Origin of the sequence: Janthinobacterium sp. SUN118, assembly GCF_030397695.1 — a bacterium.
Taxonomy (GTDB): Bacteria; Pseudomonadota; Gammaproteobacteria; order Burkholderiales; family Burkholderiaceae_D; genus Janthinobacterium.
The window spans coordinates 1,020,960-1,041,092 of sequence record NZ_JAPUBV010000001.1 but is presented as its reverse complement, the minus strand read 5'-3'; the positions used below and the strand labels follow the sequence as shown (position 1 = coordinate 1,041,092).

General features: G+C 64.1%; 18 protein-coding genes. 14 read left to right on the top strand and 4 right to left on the bottom strand.

Features of this window, described 5'->3' with window-relative positions; all coding sequences use genetic code 11:
- Positions 1 to 27: 27 nt before the first annotated feature.
- Genes O0880_RS04770 through O0880_RS04760 form a run of 3 tightly spaced genes read right to left on the bottom strand, consistent with a single transcriptional unit; the run spans position 28 to position 4,222 of the window.
- Positions 28 to 1,239 carry a class I SAM-dependent methyltransferase gene (locus O0880_RS04770; RefSeq protein WP_289885302.1) on the bottom strand — a complete coding sequence of 404 codons (1,212 nt, stop codon included), beginning with the start codon at positions 1,237 to 1,239 and terminating at the stop codon, positions 28 to 30.
- On the bottom strand, positions 1,236 to 2,174 hold the full coding sequence (locus O0880_RS04765; protein WP_071322410.1) for a UDP-glucuronic acid decarboxylase family protein: 939 nt from the start codon (positions 2,172 to 2,174) through the stop codon (positions 1,236 to 1,238). The genes O0880_RS04770 and O0880_RS04765 overlap by 4 nt, the downstream gene beginning before the upstream one ends.
- Positions 2,174 to 4,222: a glycosyltransferase family 41 protein gene (locus O0880_RS04760; protein ID WP_289885299.1), complete on the bottom strand. Its 2,049-nt coding sequence runs from the start codon at positions 4,220 to 4,222 to the stop codon at positions 2,174 to 2,176. Before O0880_RS04760 ends, O0880_RS04765 begins: the two co-directional genes overlap by 1 nt.
- A gap of 425 nt (positions 4,223 to 4,647) precedes the next feature.
- Here O0880_RS04760 and O0880_RS04755 point away from each other — a divergent pair, with 425 nt between their 5' ends.
- The 8 genes from O0880_RS04755 to O0880_RS04720 all read left to right on the top strand — a co-directional run bounded on the left by O0880_RS04755 (position 4,648) and on the right by O0880_RS04720 (position 12,600).
- Positions 4,648 to 6,135, top strand: coding sequence for a flagellin (locus O0880_RS04755; RefSeq protein WP_071322408.1), 1,488 nt, complete (start codon positions 4,648 to 4,650; stop codon positions 6,133 to 6,135).
- A gap of 84 nt (positions 6,136 to 6,219) precedes the next feature.
- Positions 6,220 to 6,585, top strand: a complete 366-nt coding sequence (locus O0880_RS04750) for a flagellar protein FlaG (protein WP_289885297.1) — start codon at positions 6,220 to 6,222, stop codon at positions 6,583 to 6,585.
- 230 nt (positions 6,586 to 6,815) lie between these two features.
- Positions 6,816 to 9,494, top strand: a complete 2,679-nt coding sequence (gene fliD, locus O0880_RS04745; protein WP_289885296.1) for a flagellar filament capping protein FliD — start codon at positions 6,816 to 6,818, stop codon at positions 9,492 to 9,494.
- 21 nt (positions 9,495 to 9,515) lie between these two features.
- Positions 9,516 to 9,962 (top strand): flagellar export chaperone FliS, encoded by a 447-nt coding sequence (gene fliS / locus O0880_RS04740; RefSeq protein ID WP_071322406.1) that lies wholly within the window; start codon positions 9,516 to 9,518, stop codon positions 9,960 to 9,962.
- Positions 9,963 to 9,965: 3 nt separating this feature from the next.
- Positions 9,966 to 10,292: a flagellar protein FliT gene (locus O0880_RS04735; protein WP_289885295.1), complete on the top strand. Its 327-nt coding sequence runs from the start codon at positions 9,966 to 9,968 to the stop codon at positions 10,290 to 10,292.
- 17 nt (positions 10,293 to 10,309) lie between these two features.
- Positions 10,310 to 11,509: a flagellar hook-length control protein FliK gene (locus O0880_RS04730; protein ID WP_289885293.1), complete on the top strand. Its 1,200-nt coding sequence runs from the start codon at positions 10,310 to 10,312 to the stop codon at positions 11,507 to 11,509.
- Complete coding sequence (locus O0880_RS04725; protein WP_071322403.1) at positions 11,502 to 11,828, top strand: EscU/YscU/HrcU family type III secretion system export apparatus switch protein; 327 nt, start codon at positions 11,502 to 11,504, stop codon at positions 11,826 to 11,828. Before O0880_RS04730 ends, O0880_RS04725 begins: the two co-directional genes overlap by 8 nt.
- A gap of 25 nt (positions 11,829 to 11,853) precedes the next feature.
- Positions 11,854 to 12,600, top strand: coding sequence for a flagellar brake protein (locus O0880_RS04720; protein ID WP_083411645.1), 747 nt, complete (start codon positions 11,854 to 11,856; stop codon positions 12,598 to 12,600).
- Between the two features lie 84 nt (positions 12,601 to 12,684).
- Here the strand turns inward: O0880_RS04720 and fliE are convergent, their stop codons facing one another.
- Positions 12,685 to 12,987 carry a flagellar hook-basal body complex protein FliE gene (fliE, locus tag O0880_RS04715; RefSeq protein ID WP_289887291.1) on the bottom strand — a complete coding sequence of 101 codons (303 nt, stop codon included), beginning with the start codon at positions 12,985 to 12,987 and terminating at the stop codon, positions 12,685 to 12,687.
- Between the two features lie 325 nt (positions 12,988 to 13,312).
- On the opposite strand from fliE, the gene fliF reads away from it, so the two are divergent.
- The 6 genes from fliF (at position 13,313) to O0880_RS04685 (ending at position 19,967) form a co-directional block, all read left to right on the top strand.
- The gene (fliF, locus tag O0880_RS04710) at positions 13,313 to 15,028 is read left to right on the top strand and encodes a flagellar basal-body MS-ring/collar protein FliF (RefSeq protein WP_289885291.1); all 1,716 of its coding nucleotides are present in this window, start codon (positions 13,313 to 13,315) and stop codon (positions 15,026 to 15,028) included.
- Positions 15,021 to 16,019 carry a flagellar motor switch protein FliG gene (gene fliG, locus O0880_RS04705; RefSeq protein WP_034787109.1) on the top strand — a complete coding sequence of 333 codons (999 nt, stop codon included), beginning with the start codon at positions 15,021 to 15,023 and terminating at the stop codon, positions 16,017 to 16,019. Before fliF ends, fliG begins: the two co-directional genes overlap by 8 nt.
- Complete coding sequence (fliH, locus tag O0880_RS04700; protein ID WP_289885290.1) at positions 16,012 to 16,764, top strand: flagellar assembly protein FliH; 753 nt, start codon at positions 16,012 to 16,014, stop codon at positions 16,762 to 16,764. Before fliG ends, fliH begins: the two co-directional genes overlap by 8 nt.
- Positions 16,765 to 16,853: 89 nt before the next feature.
- Positions 16,854 to 18,170 carry a flagellar protein export ATPase FliI gene (gene fliI, locus O0880_RS04695; protein WP_232251296.1) on the top strand — a complete coding sequence of 439 codons (1,317 nt, stop codon included), beginning with the start codon at positions 16,854 to 16,856 and terminating at the stop codon, positions 18,168 to 18,170.
- A 32-nt stretch (positions 18,171 to 18,202) separates the two neighbouring features.
- On the top strand, positions 18,203 to 18,643 hold the full coding sequence (gene fliJ / locus O0880_RS04690) for a flagellar export protein FliJ (RefSeq protein ID WP_071322397.1): 441 nt from the start codon (positions 18,203 to 18,205) through the stop codon (positions 18,641 to 18,643).
- Between the two features lie 19 nt (positions 18,644 to 18,662).
- Positions 18,663 to 19,967 carry a flagellar hook-length control protein FliK gene (locus O0880_RS04685; RefSeq protein ID WP_289885288.1) on the top strand — a complete coding sequence of 435 codons (1,305 nt, stop codon included), beginning with the start codon at positions 18,663 to 18,665 and terminating at the stop codon, positions 19,965 to 19,967.
- Positions 19,968 to 20,133: the final 166 nt, after the last annotated feature.

The window sequence follows — 20,133 nt, the reverse complement described above, 5'->3', positions numbered from 1 at the left end:
GGCGCCTGCTGGGCACCTGGCGGGAAATCAGCGGTAAGGGTGCTCGTCGGCAAAGAAATCGATCAAGCCGCCTTCGTGCTCGATCAGGATGGACTTGGCGACGATACCCTCGCGCGCCATTTCGGCCGCGATATCGCGGGCGCGCCACTGCGTGGGGATGATGACGACGTCGACCGGCGCCGTTTTCAGCACGTCGCGGTAGACGATTTCCTGCCCCAGGCCAGGCACGAAGGTGCCGGCCTTGTCCGGATCGGAGTCGACCACCAGAGGGAAGCGCTGCGCGTCGGCGCCGAACTGGTGCATGAAGGCGGCGGCCTTGCCCGTGCCGCCCCAGATGGCCACGCGCTGGCCGCCGGTGGCCAGGGTGTCGAGCTGGGCGGCAATGGTCTTGCGGCTGCGCTGGGCGGCAACGGCAAATGCATTGCTGTGGCGCGCCTGGTCGCGCAGCGCCTTCGGGACCTGCAGGCGCACCAGCGCATACACGACCTCGCCGTCATAGCCATGCGCCAGTTGCACCACCTCGCCGGCCCGCTGCATCAGGGTGCGGAACGATTCCGTCGTGAAATGCGACATATGTTCATAGAAGAAATCGGCCAGGCGGCCCGTGGCGAAGACACGGTCGATGCACGGCACTTCGGCAAACAGCCAGCACGGCTGCTCCGAACGCGAGGCGGCCCACGCCATCTGCTCGACCAGGGAGGCGGGATCGGTCAGGTGCTCGAGCACGTGGCGGATCACCAGCGCATCGGGCGCGAACTCGGGCACATCCTGCAGCGGCTGGAAATAGCGCGCATGAAACTCCACGCCGCGCCCCGTTTCCGGCGTGGCATTCGGGTCGAAACCGATGAAACGCCCCTGCTCGCCCCTGGCGTCGGCCAGCGCGCGCACGAAATGGCCTTCGCCGCAACCGATGTCGATCACCGTGGGCGAGGCCGGCAAGCGGGCCAGCAGCACGTCGCGCGTATCGGCCAGGTGGCCTTTCCAGATACCGCCCTTGTTGAACATGCGGTTGGGATTGTTTTGGTAGGGAATGGCGTCATAGGAAAACGCGCGGTTCCACACATGCGTGCACTGCGGGCACTGCACGAAATCGTGCGGCTGCACGGCCATCGCCTGCGCTTCGGCCGCGCTGGCCGGCCAGCCCAGGGTGGCCAGGGCTTGCTGGCCGCCATCGAAAAACGCCGCCGCCACCGTGTGGGCGCAGACCGGGCACACGGCCGGGAGCAATTGCTGTTTCATGCAAAGATCACTTTCTTGAAGTAGGCGATGGTTTCTTTCAAGCCATCATGCAGGCTCACCGTCGGTTCCCATTCCAGGGCGGCGCGCGCCTTGGCGATATCGGGCTGGCGGCGCACGGGGTCGTCGGCCGGCAGCGGGCGGAAGACCAGTTCGCTTTTCGATTCCGTCAGGCGCAGCACCAGCTCGGCCAGTTCGCGGATGGTGAATTCGGAAGGATTGCCCAGGTTCATGGGGCCGATTTCCTGGGTCTGGTTCATCATGCGCACCATGCCCTCGATCAAATCGTCGACATAGCAGAACGAGCGCGTCTGCTGGCCGTCGCCGTACAGGGTGATCGGTTCGCCGCGCAGCGCCTGCACGATGAAGTTGCTGACGACGCGGCCGTCGTTCGGATGCATGCGCGGGCCATAGGTATTGAAGATGCGCACGACGCGGATATCCACGGCCGACTGGCGGTGGTAATCGAAAAACAGGGTTTCGGCGCAGCGCTTGCCTTCATCGTAGCAGGCGCGCGGGCCGATCGGATTGACATGGCCCCAATAATCCTCGCGTTGCGGATGCACTTGCGGATCGCCATACACTTCCGAGGTGGACGCCTGCAGAATGCGCGCGCGCTTGCGCTTGGCCAGGCCCAGCATGTTGATGGCGCCCAGCACCGAGGTCTTGGTGGTCGAGGTGGGGTCGTTCTGGTAATGCACGGGACTGGCTGGGCACGCCAGGTTGTAGATGCGGTCGACTTCCACGTACAGCGGCAGCCAGACGTCGTGGCGCAGCAGCTCGAAGCGCTTGTGGCCCAGCAGGTGGCGGATATTGTCCTTGCTGCCCGTGTAGAAATTATCCACGCACAGCACGTCGTGGCCATCGGCGATCATGCGGTCGCACAGGTGCGAGCCGAGGAAGCCGGCGCCGCCGGTAATCAGGGTGGTACGCGACATTATTCTTCTCCTGCGTTATCAATCACCGCCATCCGCGCCCGCCACATGCCCCACATGGCGTCTTCGAAATGGCGCGCAAAGCGGGGCGCGTCGTACAGGGGCGAGGCCAGTACCTGGGCGCGCAAGCCGCCGCGCAGGGCGGCCAGGGACGCCAGGTCACCGGCTTTCTGAACGGCAATGGCCACATACGCGTCATCATCGGCGGCGATCCAGTCCGGCAAGCCCGCATTGTGCAGGACCGATTCGCCCAGGTGCGACAGGAAGCGGTCGCCCTTGCGCGTGACGATGGGCAAGCCCATCCACAGTGCTTCCATGCTGGTGGTACCGCCCGGATACGGGAAGGGATCGAGCACGATGTCGGCTTGCTGGTAGGTGGCCAGCAACTCTTGCCGCGACGACGGCCCTTCCAGGCGCAGGCGTACGGCAGGAATGCCGTGCGCGGCAAAGCGCGCCAGCGTATGGGTACGCACGCCGGCGTCGCCCAACTGCGGATTTTTCAGGAACAAGCGCGCATCGGGCACCTGCTGCAGCACCCTGGCCCAGACGGCCACCACGTCATCATTCATCTTGCCCAGATTATTAAAGCAGGCAAACGTCACATAGCCATTCTCCAGCGCGGGCAAGGGCGCCACCGCCAGGTCGAACTCGGGCGCGGTAAAGCACAGATAGCTGTCGGGCATGCGCCACAGGGTTTCCGTGAACTGGTCTGCCTCGCCTGGCGGCGCGACAAAGCGGTCGCCCAGCAGATAGTCGATCTGCGCCACGCCCGTGGTGGCGAAATAACCGAGCCAGGTGGCTTGCACGGGGGCCGGCCGCCAGGCGAACAGCGACAGGCGGTTTTCCGCCGTATGTCCGCTCAAGTCCAGCAGCACATGCACGCCATCGGCGTCGATCATGGCGGCGGCAGCCTCGTCGGTCTTGTCATGGATAGGGCGCCAGGCGGAAAAATGGGGAGCGAGGCGGTTCGTCAGCTCATCGACCTTGACGACCGTGGGATAGGCGATCAGTTCCACGGTTTCGCTATTGAGCGAGGCGAGCAAGCTTTCCAGGAAGTAACCGACGGGATGGCGGCGCAAGTCGCCCGACACGATACCGATACGCAGGCGCGTGGGATCCTTGCGGCAAGCCCAGCGGTGAAATGGCTGGGCGGCATAGGCCGTGACAGCCTTGCCAAAACGCAATGCCTGCTCGAAACGCTTGGCGGGCGATCCCGTGGAATTGTAATTTTGCAAAAACAACAGGTTGCTATGGGCGCCAAAAAAGTCGGGCACCATGCTGAAAGCCTTGCGATAGCTCAACTCGGCTGCAGCGTAGCGCCCCAGCTCCTGCTGGACAAGACCTATATTGTTCAGTATTTCCGCATCGCCGGGAAAGAAACGTTGCGCTTTCTGCATGCACGGCAGCGCTGCACGGGCCCTGCCCTGCATTTGCAGGGCGGCGCCCAGCATTTTCCAGCCCAGGCCATCGCGCGGCGCGCGGCGCGTGGCGGCGCGCGCCTCCACCTCCATGTCCGCATAATGGCCACGGTCAAACAGGGCCGTCAAACGCTCGGAAAGCTTCTGATCGGCGCTCATGGCCTTCTTGCCATGCGCCGCCATGGCGTCGCCAGCCAGGCCGGCATGCTCCTGCCGCTGCTTTTCCAGCAATTTTTGCTCCAGCTGATCGACCGCCAGGCTATCGAGCCCATGGCGGCGTCCCAGTGCCAGCGTCTGCTGCGCCAGGTCGACCTGCCCGGCCAGCATCAGCGCTTCTATATAGTCGAGCCAACTGGTCGATTGCTCGGGCTCGGCCCCCAGCACGGCGGCAAAGTGCGGCAGGCTGCCTGCCGCATCGCCCGTACGCAAGTACAGCAATCCCAGCTGGCGATTGGCGAACGCTTCCTCGGGCGCCAGTTCGAGCACGGCAAAGAACAGCTGCGCCGCCTCGTCATAGCGCTCCGCGCGCAGATGTTGCTGCGCCTGCTCCAGGGCTTCGCCGACGGCCTGCTCTATTTCCTGCGGCCGTGGGGCAATGGAGGCGCCGCTGGCAGCCATATTAGTCGTTGTCATAAAAACTCATGGTTAGGCGAAGTTGCGCTGCCATCGCCGTGACGGCAGGCAGGACGTGTGATGGGAACAATCTTACCAGTTGTAACCAAGCATCATTCCACGAGCAGGCGGGGAATACGCCCATATATGGGGGCTTAAAAACCGCGGCCGGCAACCGGCATACGCTTCCTGGGTCCTCAACAGACGGGCATGCGGGTAAAAATAAAACTTTTTTTGCCCTCAAGTTTTGTTTTTACCTGCCGTCTAGCGGGCCGCTCCACGGAAAGCTGAGGGTAAAAAAATAAAATAAAGAATGTTTTTTCCTATCAACTTTTTCAGGCGGCCACCGATAAACATTACAACGACGGTTTGATTGCTTCAAAGTACAGAGGCAGACCAACGTGAATAGCACATAGCGCAATGTAGTACCTGTCTGGAGAATTAAAATGGCTGCAGTAATTAACACCAACATCGCTTCCCTGAACTCGCAACGCAACCTGTCGACCTCGCAATCGGCCTTGACCACCTCGCTGCAACGCCTGTCCTCCGGCCTGCGTATTAACAGCGCCAAAGACGATGCCGCCGGCCTGTCGATTTCGGACCGCATGACGTCGCAAATCAACGGCATGACGCAAGCGACCCGCAACGCCAATGACGGCGTGTCGCTGGCGCAAACGGCCGAGGGCGCACTGTCGAGCTCGGGCGACATCCTGCAACGCATCCGCCAACTGGCCGTGCAATCGTCGAACGCCACCAACTCGGCCAGCGACCGCCAGGCTCTGCAAACCGAAGTCGGCCAGCTGAACTCGGAATTGAACCGTATCGCCACCACCACCTCGTTCAACGGCCAGGCTTTGCTGGACGGCACGATGGGTACGGCTAACTTCCAGGTCGGCGCCGATGCCAACCAGTTGATTTCGGCCAATGGCGCGAACTTCCTGACCAGCACCTACGGCAACAACCGCGTGGAAAATGCTGCAGTACAAGCAGCGGCCGCCACCAGCGCCACCAACGGTGGTTCGATCAAGATCTCGGGCAAGTTCGGCGCCGCCGACGTCGCCACGGACGCCACCTCGTCGGCCAAGTCGATTGCCGCCGCCGTCAATGCCAAGACCGCCAACACCGGCGTAACGGCTGACGCCCGCACCGATGTCAACCTGGCCCTGGGCGTGGAAGCATATTCGTTCAAGATCAACTCGGACAACTCCAATGCAGCGGACGCCGTGACCGTATCGTTCGCCGTCACCGGCACCGCTGGCACGGCTGCCGACTTTGCCGCCGGCATCAACGCGATCAATGCGCAAACGGCCAAGACGGGCGTGACCGCCCAGTACGATGCCTCCCAGGGCGGCATCAAGCTGAGCAATGCATCCGGCGCGGATATCAAGATCAGCAACACGCAGACCAACGCCAAGCTGGACGTGAAAACGTACGACGAAAAAGGCGTGAAGCTGGCAGCGGCCGCATTCGATGCCAAAACCTCGACCGCCGTCGCCGTGGCCAACGGCCGCGTCACCTTCGATGGCGACAGCAGCTTCTCGGTCAGCGAAACTTCGGCTACCGGCCTGAAACTGACGGGCGGCGTAGCTGTTGGCGCCAACCAGGGTTCGAGCCTGAAATCGGTCGCCACGCTGGACGTCACCACGTTCGAAGGCGCCCAGCTGGCACTGAAGATCACGGATGCAGCCTTGTCCACGGTCAACAGCCAACGCGCGCAGTACGGTGCTTTGCAATCGCGCTTCTCCTCGGCGATCGCCAACCTGCAATCGACGACGGAAAACCTGTCGGCCTCGCGCAGCCGCATCGTCGATACCGACTTTGCTGCAGAAACGGCCAGCATGACCCGTGGCCAGATCCTGCAACAAGCTGGTACCGCCATGCTGGCACAAGCGAACTCGCTGCCAAACGGCGTGCTGAGCCTGCTGCGCGGTTAATCTTCGATTAGCCACGCGACATCGCTGGACTCAGGTTCCCCTGCCGGATTTTTTCGGCAGGGGAATTTTCACTAGGGGAGCAACATGACTATCGACACCATAGCTGCCGCCTCCGCAGCGCGCATCGACAAGAACTACCCGGCCGCGGAACCGGCCGCAGCACGTCCGCAGGCATCACGCAATGCGGGTACCGGCATCGACGCCACGGCCAGCGGCAAGGAACCGAGCCGCGAACAGCTGGACCAGGCCGTTTCGGAGCTGAACCAGTCGCCACAGGTCAAGACCCAGGGCTTGCAATTTTCCATCGACGAAGACAGCCAGCGCACCGTGGTCAAGATCATCGACCAGGAAACGCAGGAAGTCCTGCGCCAGATCCCGACCCGGGAAGCACTGGAAATTGCCAAGTCATTTGCCTCGGCAAAAGGCCAGCTGATCAGCCAGAGCGCATAATTCATGCCGGCAAGAAACGCAGGATCAGTGCTATACAGCAAAGAAACCGCGAGCAAGGGCCAGCCAGCCACCTGGACTGGCCCTGTTTTTTAATGCAGTTCACACGACAACATCCCCGCATTCCGGCCTGCCTGCTCAGGCAACTGAAAACAGAAGCGTAAAAGCCCCTCTCAAGTCCTGATTGATTCTGCCGATAACAGCTTATATTAGTGTTTTCCTAGGAGCATGTAGTGGCCATCTCACCAACCTTATCTTCCCCAGGCATCGGCAACAGCACGCTGGACGTCACCGCCCTCATCGATAAGCTGATGACCGCTGAAGCGCTGCCCCTGGCGACGTACGACAAGAAAACCGCTTCCTACCAGGCCAAGCTGAGCGCGCTGGGTACCCTGAGCGGCGCCGTGGGCGCCTTCCAGACGTCGCTCTCGGGCCTGAGCAACAGCAACAATTTCCGCGCCGTCTCGGCGATGCCTGCCGACCCGCTCGTATTTACGGCCTCTGCCGGCGCCAAGGCCGTGGCAGGCAATTACAACATCAATGTCAGCCAGCTTGCGCAATCGCAAACCCTGACCTCGGCTGGCTACGCCAGCAAGATTTCCACCATCGGCTCGGGCGCCAAGACCACCATTTCATTTCAATTAGGTAATGTTAGCGGTGGCATCTTCGGCATGAAAGGTACGGCACTCAGCGGTACCACTTTGCAAAACGGCATCAACAACGGCTCCCTGACCCTGAATGGCACGGCCATTCCCACCGACAGCACCACCAAGAGCACGCGCGCGCTGGCCGAAGCCATCAACGCCAAGAGCAGCACCACGGGCGTGACGGCCACGGCACAGCCGGCCGCCAGCAGCGCCACCCTGTTCGCCGGCTATGGCAATGTGGCCACCGGTGCAGATGGCACGTATTCGCTGTCCGTCGGCGGCATCAATATCGTTACGCAGGGCAATGGCGTGGGCGCCGGCGCCGGCATCACGGGCGCCTCGCTCGATACCACCCTGGCCGGCCCGAACGCCGTCTCGAATGCGCTGGCGGAAGCGAACATCACCGTCAGCGGCAAGGCTGCCGACGGCACCCTGCAATTTACGCGCGCGGACGGCTCCAACATCCAGATCGAGGAAGTGGTGACGGGCGACGTCAAGGGCGGCATCGGCCATGCCTCGACGGCCACCAACACGGGATTTAACGTCACCGTTGCCAGCTCCATCACGCTCGCCTCGACCAACGGCAGCCCCATCACGGTGGGCGGCAGCAATCCGGCGGCGGCCGGACTGACGGCCGGCGCCGGCGGCGCGTATATCGGCAGCGGCTTTACCCAGGATGCCACGCAGGCGACGGGCACGGTGGTCATCGATTCGACGAACAATTCGCTGCAGGGCATCCGAGACGCCATCAACAATGCGGGCCTGGGCGTGACCGCCAGCATCGTTTCCGACGGCACGGACAAGCCCCACCATCTGGTGCTGAGCTCGTCGAAGTCGGGCGCCAATTCAAGCATGAAGATTTCGCTCAGCGGCAGCGACGGCCAGCCGGCCGACAGCGCGCTGAGCGACTTGCTGTCCTATGATGCCTCGGGCACGCAAAACCTGAAACAGAACAGCGCCGCGCAGAACACCATGCTCAGCGTCAATGGCATTCCCATCACGAACAGCTCGAACAGCATCGACAGCGCCATCGAAGGCGTGACCCTGAACGTGCTGAAGGTGGGCAGCAGCTCGCTGTCCGTGTCCAAGGATACGACGACGGTGAAGACCGGCGTCACCGCCTTCGTCAAGGCCTACAACGACTTGAACGCGTCGATCGCCAAGATGACGTCGTACAACGCAGAAACCAAGCAGGCCGGCGTCATGCTCGGCGATTCGACGACGCAGTCGATCCAGTCCCAGCTGCGCAAGCAGCTGAGCACATCGATCACCGGCCTGGCAGGCAACCTGAAGACCCTGGACCAGGTCGGTATTACATTCCAGAAAGACGGCAGCCTGGTGCTGGACTCGGCCGTGCTGGACAAGGCCATCAGCGCCAACTTCTCCGACGTGGCCGGCCTCTTCTCGGCCTTGGGGAAAACCACGGACAGCAACGTCAGCTTCACCAGCTCGACGGCCGCCACCAAGCCCGGCTCGTATGCGCTGAACATCACCAACATGGCCAGCCAGGGCACCCTGAGCGGCACCGTGGCCTTGCCGGCCTCGACGACGATCGCCAGCGACACCACCTGGAGCGTCACCTTGAATGACACGGACCCTGCCGCTGCCAAGAATACGGCCACCGTGACCATTCCTGCCGGCAATTACACACCGGCCCAGCTGGCCGGCATGATCCAGTCGTCGATCAACGGCGTAAAGACCTTCAGCGACAATGGCGGCTCGGTGACGGCTTCGATCGACGGCAATGGCCGCCTGGTGGTGGCGTCGGCCCGTTACGGTTCCGTCTCCAACCTGGCCGTTTCCTCCGTCACCGGCACGACCGTGGATTCGCTGATCGGCGCGGGCGTCACGCCCACCAAGGGCACGGACGTGGCCGGCACCATCGGCGGCCAGGCCGTCATCGGTTCGGGCCAGACCCTGACGGGCGCGCCCGGTTCGCCGGCCGACGGCCTGAAGATCGAAGTGACGGGCGGCGGCCTGGGAGACAGGGGCACGGTGAGCTTCTCGCAAGGCTATGCCTACCAGCTGAACAACCTGGCCGCTTCCTTCCTCGGCACGGACGGCATCATCACGGGCCGCACCACGGGCATCAACAACAGCATCAAGGATGTGGCCGACCAGCGCCAGCGCTTTGCCGACAAGCTGACCACCATCGAAGCGCGCTACCGGGCCCAGTACACGCGCCTCGACGTAACGCTGAGCAAAATGGCGACCACGCAATCCTATTTGACCCAGCAGCTGGCCGCCCTTGCCGCCAACCGCTAAGCGCTATCATCAGGAGAACATATGTTTGGAACCCAACAACGCGGCGTCAATGCCTATGCCAAGGTCGGCCTGGAAACGGGTATCGTCTCGGCCTCGCCGCACAAGCTGATCGTGATGCTGTACGACGGCGCCCTGGTGGCCGTGCTCAGCGCGCAGATGCACATGAAATCGGGCAACGTGCCGGAAAAAGGCAAGTCCATCTCGAAAGCCATCCAGATCATCGACAACGGCTTGCGCGCCAGCCTGGACAAGGAAGTGGGCGGCCAGATCGCCGAGGGCCTCGACGCCCTGTATGAATACATGAGCGCGCGCCTGCTGACGGCCAATCTGAACAACGATATCGCCATGCTGGAAGAAGTGCAGCGCCTGCTGACCGACCTGCGCGAAACCTGGAACGCCATTGGCGCCACGCCCGCCGCCGCCCCCGGCGCCGATTTGAAACGTATGCCAAGCCTTGCGAGCGCCTGATCCATGATGACGAATCAAGAAGTATTGACCACCTACGAAGCCATGCAGACCCTGACGGGCCAGATGGTGACCGCCGCCACCAACGCCGACTGGGACGAGCTGGAAGTGCTCGAGCAGCGCATCGGCGCGCATGTGGCCGCCCTGAAGGCGAATGAGGAAAAGGTCGTGCTGGAAAGCGCCGGCCGTTTGCGCAAGGTTGCCATGATCAAGCAGATCCTGGAAGACGACCGCAAGGTCCGCGACCTGACCATGCCGTGGATGGCGCAATTGTCCAAGCTGATCAATAACACCGGCACCGAACGGCGCCTGGCCAACGCCTACGGCGTTTAAACACGGGCGGGGGCGGCATGCTGCCGAAGATGGATGCCATCGGCATGACGCCCCTGACCCCGGTCAAGGTCACGCGCCCGGCCGACAGCGTCGCCGATCCGCGCCAGGCCGAGTTCCAGCGCTCGCTGCAGGGACTGATCGGCAAATCCATGCAGGGGCAAGTGCTGGCGCGCATGGGCGACGGCAGCTACCTGGTGCGCGTGGCCGGCACGCCGGCCCGCATGCAGCTGCCCGCCGGCGCCCAGCTGGGCACGGAAATCCCGCTGACCTTGATCGGCATCAATCCCCGCCCCTCTTTTCAAATAGGCAATAACCGCGACCAGCCGGCCAGCGCCCTGCTGACGTATGCGGACGCGGAAGCGGAACCCGAGGCGGCCGACCTGCGCGGCCCCCAGGCCGGCGCCGCCCAGGCAGGCACGCGCGCCAGCAGCACGGCCGCCACCCTGCTCAGCCGTGCGCCCCTGACACCGGCCAACCTGCTGCCGGCGCTGGCCGGCGACACGCCCGCGCCGGAACTGAGCACCACCGCGCGCGCCATCAGCAGCGTGCTGGTGCAGGCGGAAAGCGCGCCCGGCGCGCCGCTGTCGCTGGTGGGCAAGACCCCCTTGATGGCCGCGCCCGGCGCCGATCCCGCCCAGGTGGCGCACAAGCTGCGCGACGCCGTCGGCAGCAGCGGCCTGTTCTATGAATCGCATGTGGCGGAATGGGCCGAGGGCAAGCGTCCGCTGGCCTCGCTGCTGCTGGAACCGCAGATGCAGAAGGCCGCCCAGGGCGAAACCCAGAAAAGCGGCACCGACCTGGCCTCGGCGCAACTGATCAATCTGCAGCTGCATACGCACGAACAGGCGCGCGTGCAGTGGCAGGGCGAGGCCTGGCCGGGCCAGAAGATGCAGTGGGATATCGCGAAAGATGCGCCGGAAGGCGGCCAGCACGATGGCCGCGACGGCGACGAAGAGGCCACGGCGTGGCGCAGCAGCGTGCGCTTCCAGTTTCCCCTGTTGGGCGACCTGGCCGCGCAAGTGGTGTTGCAGGGCGGCAGAGTGGCGATCCAGATGCAGGCCGGCAGCGAAGGCAGCGCCGAGACCCTGCGCCAGCATGCGGCGCGGCTGGAAGCGGCGCTCGACGCGGCGGGCTGGCCCTTGTCGTCGCTGACGATCGCCGGCAAGCCGGACGCCGCCGAAGCGCCGGACGCGGCGCCAGGAGACGGCGATGCTTGACGACACCAAGCGCAAGGTGCCGCAGACGGCCGTCGCCCTGGCCTACCAGAGCGGCGCGCCGGCGCCCAAGGTGGTGGCCAAGGGCAGCGGCCTGATCGCCGACCAGATCATCAGCACGGCGCGCGAGCACGGCGTCTTCGTGCATGAATCGAAGGAATTGGTGGCCTTGCTGATGGATGTCGACCTCGATCGCCAGATCCCGCCCGGCCTGTATCGGGCGATTGCGGAACTGCTGGCCTGGTTATATCATATTGAATCTGCGAACGGCGGCCCCATCCCGCCGCCGCCCGACACCAGCTCTCTTCCCATCGATACATAGACAGGCATCAATGCAAGCACATATTATGGATTCCGGCCTCGAAAACTGGCATGACTTTGAAGTGGAATCGCGGCGGGAAATCATCGCCCTGTTACGCAGCATCGGCGAAAAGAACCAGCTGATCCGCATGCTGATCCACGGTGAATCCGATGTGTGCGTCACCTCGATCCTGGAAGTCGATGCCGAGCGCAACACCGTCATCCTCGACCGCTCCGTCAATGCCGACCAGAACCGGCGCATGGTGGCCGCCACCGGCATCTCGTTTGAAACCTCGCTCGACAAGATCCGCATCCTGTTCGCCAGCGCCCTGGTGGAAGAGTGCCAGTATGAAGGCACGCCGGCCTTGAAGATAGCCGTGCCGGAAACCCTGATCCGCTTGCAGCGGCGCGAGTATTACCGCATGACGACGCCCGTCAGCAATCCCGTGCGCGTCTCGATTCCATTGCCGCCCGCGCTGGGCGGCGCCGACACGCTGTTCCCGCTGGCCGACATCAGCTGCGGCGGCATCGCCATCCTCGACAACAAATTGATGCTGGGCGAGACCATCGGCAGGGATTATCCGGGCTGCCGCATCGACTTGCCCGACGTCGGCATCGTCACCGCCACCTTGCAGATCCGCAACTCGCTGGACATGACTTTGCTCAACAATAAGCTGAACCGCCGCCTCGGCTGCCAGTTCGTCGACTTGCCACGCAGCATGCTCGCGCACGTGCAGCGCTATATCACGCGGCTGGAACGCGAGAGGAATGCACGCATGGCAGGGCTGGGTTGATATTCAAGCAGTGACCCAGAACGAAGACTGGGGTCGAACCTGATGGTCGGACCCCGCCGTTCGTGACATACACATATAAAAACCTTACACCTGCATATTCATGATTTCATGATAGGCAGCAACCAACTTGTTGCGCACCTGTACCGTGGCCTGGAATTCGATGCTGGACTTTTGCATCGACACCATCACGTCGGACAGGCTGACTTTCTCGTCGCCCATGGTAAAGCGCTGGCCCATGGCCGACGACGCCTTTTGCGCGCCGCTGACGGATTCCAGCGCGCCCTTGAACGCATCGGCGAAGTTCACCTTGGCTGCCGGGGCCTCGGTCTGGATCGCCGGCACTTTCGCTTCCGGCCGCGTGGCCGCCGACTTCAGCTGCGCGATCATCGCCTCGATCCTGCTGCTATCGATACCGCCTGTTTTCACCTTGCCTCCCGATTCTCGTCTATTCCTGCTTGTTGCTTCCAGAGAACAAAACCCTGGCCAGCAAGGCAACGCCGGGTACAATAACTTCCACCACGTGTTGCCAGGGTTCCACAATACCAGCGCAAAAGCCAGCCACTCGGCCGAGCAGGCGGCAAAAGCGCCTTCTATTTGGACGATTGAAGCGCGTGACAGTGGCGGATAATTCTGCATATCGCCCCTCCTCCCGAGGAAGCGGCCCCCACGCACCACCCGATAACTGTCAAACCACGCGCCCCGGAAGGCAATCATGGCTGTAGCCGAAGAAATCGATGTGAACCGCATACCACCGGAAGCAGCGCCCGCGCGCTCTCCCGTGGAGTCCGTGCAAGCCTTCGCCAAGACGCCGATGGGCAAGAATTTCCTGCGCGGCCTGGGCGTGGCGGCATTGATCGCCATCGGCGCGGCCCTCTACATGTGGAACCAGCCGCCCGAGTACAAGGTGCTGTTCTCCAACTTCACGGACCGCGACGGCGGCGCCATCACCGCGTCGCTGGACCAGCTGGGCATCAAGCACAAGTTTTCCGAAGGCGGCGGCGCCATACTCGTGCCGTCCGAGCAAGTCCACGATGCGCGCCTGAAGCTGGCCGCGCAAGGCTTGCCGAAAGGCGGCAACGTGGGTTTCGAGCTGATGGAAAACCAGAAGCTGGGCGTGTCGCAATTCCTGGAACAGGTCAATTTCCAGCGCGCGCTGGAAGGCGAACTGGCGAAATCGATCGAATCCGTATCCGCCGTCGACACGGCCAGAGTCCACCTGGCCTTGCCGAAACCGTCCGTCTTCGTGCGCGAACAGCAAAAGCCGACGGCTTCCGTGCTGCTGAACCTGCATCCAGGCCGCGGCCTGGACCAGCTGCAGGTGAGCGCCATCGTGCACCTGGTGGCGTCCAGCGTGCCGGAATTGCTGCCGATCAATGTCACCGTCGTCGACCAGGCGGGCACCTTGCTGTCGAACCAGGAAAAGGACAAGGACCGCGCCAACGGCATCAAGAGCCTGGACCCGAACCAATTGAAGTACGTGCAGCAGTTGCAGCAAAGCGTGATCAAGCAGGTCGAATCGATCCTGCTGCCCATCGTCGGCGAAGGCAATGTGCGCGCCGAAGCGACGGCGGACGTTGATTTTTCGCAAAGCGAGCAGGCGGCTGAAACCTACAAGCCGAACTCGCCGCCGGAAGCGTCCACCATCCGCAGCCAGCAAACGAGCGAATCGACGGGCGCCGGCAATGCCAACCCGTCCGGCGTGCCCGGCGCGCTGTCGAACCAGCCGCCTGGCGTGGCCACGGCACCGCTGACGGCCGAAGCGCCGGGCGCGGCGGCCGGCGCGCCGACGGCGCCGACGCAAAAGGAATCGACGACAAATTATGAAGTCGACAAGACCGTGCGCTACGAACAGAAATCCATGGGCGGCCTGCGCCGCCTGTCGGTGGCCGTGGTCGTCAACTACCGCCGCGTCATCGGCAAGGATGGCAAGGTCACGGTAACGCCGATTTCCCCTGCCGAAATGGTCCAGATCAACAATCTGGTCAAGGAAGCGATGGGCTACAACAAGGACCGCGGCGACAGCTTCAGCGTGGCCAATTCGCCGTTCGACGGCATCGACCGCGCGCCGGAAAGCAAGCTGGAGTGGTGGCGCGACCCGGCCAACTTGCCGCTGGCCAAGGAATTGGCGAAATTCCTCATCACGGCCCTGATCCTGCTGTACATTTTCATCAAGATCGTGCGCCCGATGCTGCGCCCCGTGATGCGCAAGATCGACGATTTCGGCGCGCCGCCGCCCGTCGTCGAGCCGGAACTGGCCAAGACGGACGAAGAAAACGAAGTCCTGCTCAGCGAAGCCGAGCTGGAAGAACTGGAAGAAGACACGGCCCGCGGCTACCGCGAAAACCTGGCAATGGCCAGGAAACTGGCGCAGGAAGACCCGCGCGTGGTGGCCAACGTAATCAAAGCATGGGTAGGCAATAATGACTGAGACAACGGGACTGCAAAAAGCGTCCATCCTGATGCTGGCCCTGGGCGAGAGCGAAGCGGCCGAAGTGATGAAATTCCTCGGCCCGCGCGAAGTGCTGAAGCTGGGCGCCGCCATGGCCACCATGAAGGGCATCGCGCACGAGCAGGTGGTCGAAGTGCTGGACGACTTCCGCGCGCAGACGGAACTCAATTCCACCGTCGGCCTCGATTCGGACGAATACATCCGGCAAGTGCTCACCAAGGCGCTGGGCGACGACAAGGCCTCCGTGCTGCTGTCGCGCATCCTGGGCGGCAAGGATGCATCCGGCATCGAATCGCTGAAGTGGATGGATTCGCAATCCGTGTCCGAGCTGATCCGCAACGAACACCCGCAGATCATCGCCACCATCCTCGTCCACCTGGAACGCGATCAGGCTTGCGAAATCCTCGGCCACTTTACCGACCGCCTGCGCAACGACGTGGTCTTGCGCATCGCCACGCTGGACGGCGTGCAGCCGGCCGCCTTGCGCGAACTCAACGACGTGCTGACGAAACTGCTGTCGGGTAACGAAAACATCAAGAAATCGTCGCTGGGCGGCGTGCGCGCGGCGGCCGAAATCTTGAACTTCATGAGCGGCGAGCAGGAAGGCTCCGTCATGGACAATATCAAGAACTACGACAACGACATGGCGCAAAAGATCATGGACGAAATGTTCGTGTTCGACAACGTGATCGACATCGACGACCGCGGCATCCAGCTGCTGCTGCGCGAAGTGCAGTCGGAAATGCTGATCATCGCCCTGAAAGGCGCCTCGCAAGAGCTGCGCGACAAGATCTTCAAGAACATGTCGCAGCGCGCCGGCGAGATGATGCGCGAAGACCTCGAGTCGAAAGGCCCCGTGCGCCTGTCGGAAGTGGAATCGCAGCAGAAACAGATCCTGCAGATCGTGCGCCGCCTGGCGGACGAGGGGCAGATTGTCCTAGGCGGAAAAGGCGAGGATTCGTTTGTCTAATTTAATTCCCAAAGAGCAACAAACCGCGTACCAGCGCTGGGAAATGACCTCGTTTGGCGACGAGCGTCCCAGCGTGGTGGCCGCGCGCAAGCTGCTCGAACCGGAGCCCGAGCCGGAGTTCGATCCGTTTGCCGAGCTGCACGAGGAAGAGCTGGCGCCGCCGCTCGAATACCCGACGCAGGAAGAACTCGACGCCATCCGCGAGGAGGCGCGCGCCACCGCATTCGAGGAAGGCCGCGCGGCCGGCTATGCGGAAGGCCATGCGGCCGGGCACGCCGACGGCCACGCGCAATCCTATGCGGAAGGCAAGGCCGTCTCCGCCGTGGAACTGGCGCACCTGCAAACCATCGCCGTCGACTTTGGCACGGCCGTGCAGCAGGCCGACGAACTGATCGCCAATGACGTGATGGAGCTGGCCTTGCAGCTGGCCAAGGGCATGCTGAAGACAGCCTTGCCCGTGCGCCCCGAGCTGATGCTGCCCGTGGTGCGCGAAGCCATCGAATACTTGCCGGTCCTGCAACAACCAGCCTTGCTGATGCTCAATCCGGAAGATGCGCAAGTAGTGCGCGACGGCATCGGCGACGAGCTCGACAAGGGCGGCTGGCGCGTCATCGAAGACCCGAGCGTGGAACGCGGCGGCTGCAAGATCGACACGGCCAGCAACCAGATCGACGCGCAGACGTCCACCCGCTGGCACCGCCTGACGCATGCGCTGGGCAAAGACCTGGACTGGCTGGCGCCGTGAGCGAGCCCGTCAAAGGCCCTCCTGCCCACGCGGCGCGCTGGCGCGCCTACCTGAGCGACTGTTCGGCCGTGGTCGGCTTCGTCGAGCCGATGCAGGTGTCGGGCCGGGTCACGCGCGTGGCCGGCCTCGTGATGGAAGCCGTGGGCCTGCGCCTGGCTGTCGGCGCCGCCTGCACCGTGCCGCTGCCGAATGGCGGCCGGGTCGAGGCGGAAGTGGTGGGCTTCGAAGGCGACCGCCTGTTCCTCATGCCGCAAAGCGACGTCGAAGGCATCGTGCCCGGCACGCGCGTGTTTTCCGTCGAACCGGCCATCCCCCGTCCCGGCAGCGTGGCCCATCCGCGCCGCCGCCCCAGCGACCGCGCGCGCCACCTGCCCGTGGGGCCGCAGCTGCTGGGCCGCGTGCTCGATGGCGCGGGCCGCCCGCTCGACCAGCTGGGTCCGCTGCACACGACCGACAGCGCCCCCATCAACGTGCGCCCCGCCAATCCGCTGGGCCGCGCGCCCATCGTCGACACCCTGGACGTGGGCGTGCGCTCGATCAATGCCATGCTGACCGTGGGCCGTGGCCAGCGCATGGGCCTGTTCGCGGGTTCCGGCGTAGGGAAAAGCGTGCTGCTGGGCATGATGGCCCGCTACACGGAAGCGGACGTGATCGTCGTCGGCCTGATCGGCGAACGGGGACGCGAGGTGAAGGAATTCATCGAACAGATCCTCGGCGCCGAAGGCCTGGCCCGCTCAGTCGTCGTGGCCGCGCCGGCCGACACGCCGCCGCTGATGCGCCTGCAAGGGGCCGCCTATGCGACGGCGATTGCCGAGCATTTCCGCGACCAGGGACAAAACGTACTGTTGATCATGGATTCGCTGACCCGCTACGCCATGGCGCAGCGCGAAATCGCCCTGGCCATCGGTGAGCCGCCCGCCACCAAGGGCTATCCGCCGTCCGTCTTCGCCAAGCTGCCCGTGCTGGTGGAGCGGGCCGGCAATGGCGAGGAAGGCGGCGGCTCGATCACGGCCTTCTACACCGTGCTGACGGAAGGCGACGACCAGCAGGACCCGATCGCCGACTCGGCGCGCGCCATCCTGGACGGGCATATCGTGCTGAACCGGCGCCTGGCCGAGGCCGGTCACTATCCGGCCATCGACATCGAACAGTCGATTTCGCGCGCCGCCCACTCGATCACCACGCCCGAGCACCAGCAGCAGGCGCGCAAGCTGAAACAGCTGTATTCGCGCTATGAACGCAGCCGCGACCTGATCAGCGTGGGCGCCTACAGCGCCGGCACCGATCCCGTGCTGGACCAGGCCATCGCCCTGCATGAAAAGATTGAAGCGTTTTTGCAACAGCAAATCACGGAGCGGGTCAGCATGGACGAGAGCTTGGGGCAACTTACCGCTCTATTCGACTGATTAGGGCTTGCACACGGGGAATATAATCAGTCATGGCCTCTCCTTCCCAACTTGCCACCCTGATCGACCTTGCGCAGCGCGAAACGGACGACTGCGCCAAGCGCCTGGGCGCGGCCCTGAAAGCGCTCGACGATTGCCGCGAAAAGCTGGACATGCTGTCCGGCTACCGCGACGACTATGCCAAGCGCTTCGAAGCGAGCATGAGCAACGGCATCACGCCCATGGCTTACCGCAACTTCCAGGCCTTCATGGTCAAGCTCGACAGCGCCATCCTGGGCCAGCAGCAAGTGGTCGAGCATGCGCAGGCGCGCAGCGAGAATGAAAAGATGCGCTGGCAACTGGCCGAACGCAAGCGCATGTCGTACACCACCCTGAACAACCGGGCACAGGAACAGGCGCTGAAGCTGGAAAACAAGCGCGACCAGAAGGCAATGGATGAGCACGCGGCTCGACAAGCCTATTACAAACGCTAAGCAACACAGAGGCAGCACCATGCAAACCCTGCAAAACCCGATTTCCCAGATTGTCTCGCCGAATGCCACGCCTGGCCCGGCCAACCGCGCCCAGCCGTCCAATGGCGGCAGCGACGGCGACTTCCAGCGCACCCTGAACCGCCAGATCGAACAGCGCCAGGCCAGCCGCAATCTTGCGCAAGCGCAAACAGCACCGGCCCGCCCTGCTCCCGTCCCTGCGCCGGCCCAGGCTGCCGCTCCTGCGCCGGCCGCCAAGGCACCAGGCAGCGAAGCCAAGCCGGTGCAGCAGCCAGCCGAACAAACCACCGCGCCCGATAGCCAGGCCAGCTCCGCCAATGAAGCAACGACGCCCGCGCCGCCAGCCAAGGATGGCAGCGAGGCCGAGGCCAGCGTGCCAGCCACCGCCGCCGCTGCCGTACCGCCGCCAGCCGACCCGGCCGCCGAGATGCTGGCCCTCGTGGGCAGCATCCAGTTGGCCATGCAGGCACCGGCAGCGACTGCCAAGGCGACGCCGGAACTGGCGCCGCGCACCGGCGTCAAGGCCGACGGCAAGAGCCTGGCGGCCACCGCCCTGCAACTGGCTGGCCAGGGCGGCGGCAAGGCCGCGGCCGCCGCGCAAGCGGACGGCGGCGACTTCGCCGACAGCCTGGTCCAGGCCCAGGGCAAGGCGGCCACCACGGCGCAGCCTGGCGCCAGCCTGCCCGGCGCCAGGGGCGAGGCGGGCAAGCTGGCCATCGACGCCCAGCTGGCGGCAACCGTCAAGGCGGGCAGCGCCATGACCGAAGCACTGCCGAAGGAAGCGCCTGCCGACCTGAGCCGCCTGGCGGCGACCCTGCAGCCAGGCGCGCTGCAACAGGCGGCCGCGGCGGCAGCCGTGCCGGCGGACAAGCTGGCGGGCCGCGTCGGCACGCCGGCCTGGGACCAGCAGCTGGGGCAGAAAGTCGTGTGGATGGCGGCCGGCGGCGACCAGAGCGCCACCCTGACCCTGAATCCGCCCGACCTCGGCCCCTTGCAGGTGGTCTTGACGGTAACCAATGACCAGGCCGACGCGGCCTTCATGTCGGCCCAGCCCGAGGTACGCCAGGCGCTGGAAGCGGCCATGCCGCGCCTGCGCGAGATGATGAGCGAAGCGGGCATCGCCTTCGGCAGCGCCACGGTCTCGGCCGGCACGCCGGAACAGCAAAACCATGGCAACCGCGAGGCGTCGGACGGGCGCCGCGGCAATGGCCAGGGTAGCGGCGTCGCCGGCGGCGAGATCGCCATCGCGCCAGCCACGGGCACGCGCGGCAGGGCGACCCTGGGCGCCGTGGATACCTTCGCCTAGCGGCAATTCGTCGCCCGCAGGCCACAGCGGCGGCCCGCGCTGGAACTTTTCGTGCAGAAACATCGAGTTGAGGGCGCTTCCGCCCTCTTTTCACTGCATCCTTCTGCGCAGAATTTGCCGATAATGACATAATGGCGTCGTGATCCACTTCCATGCACTCGAGTAC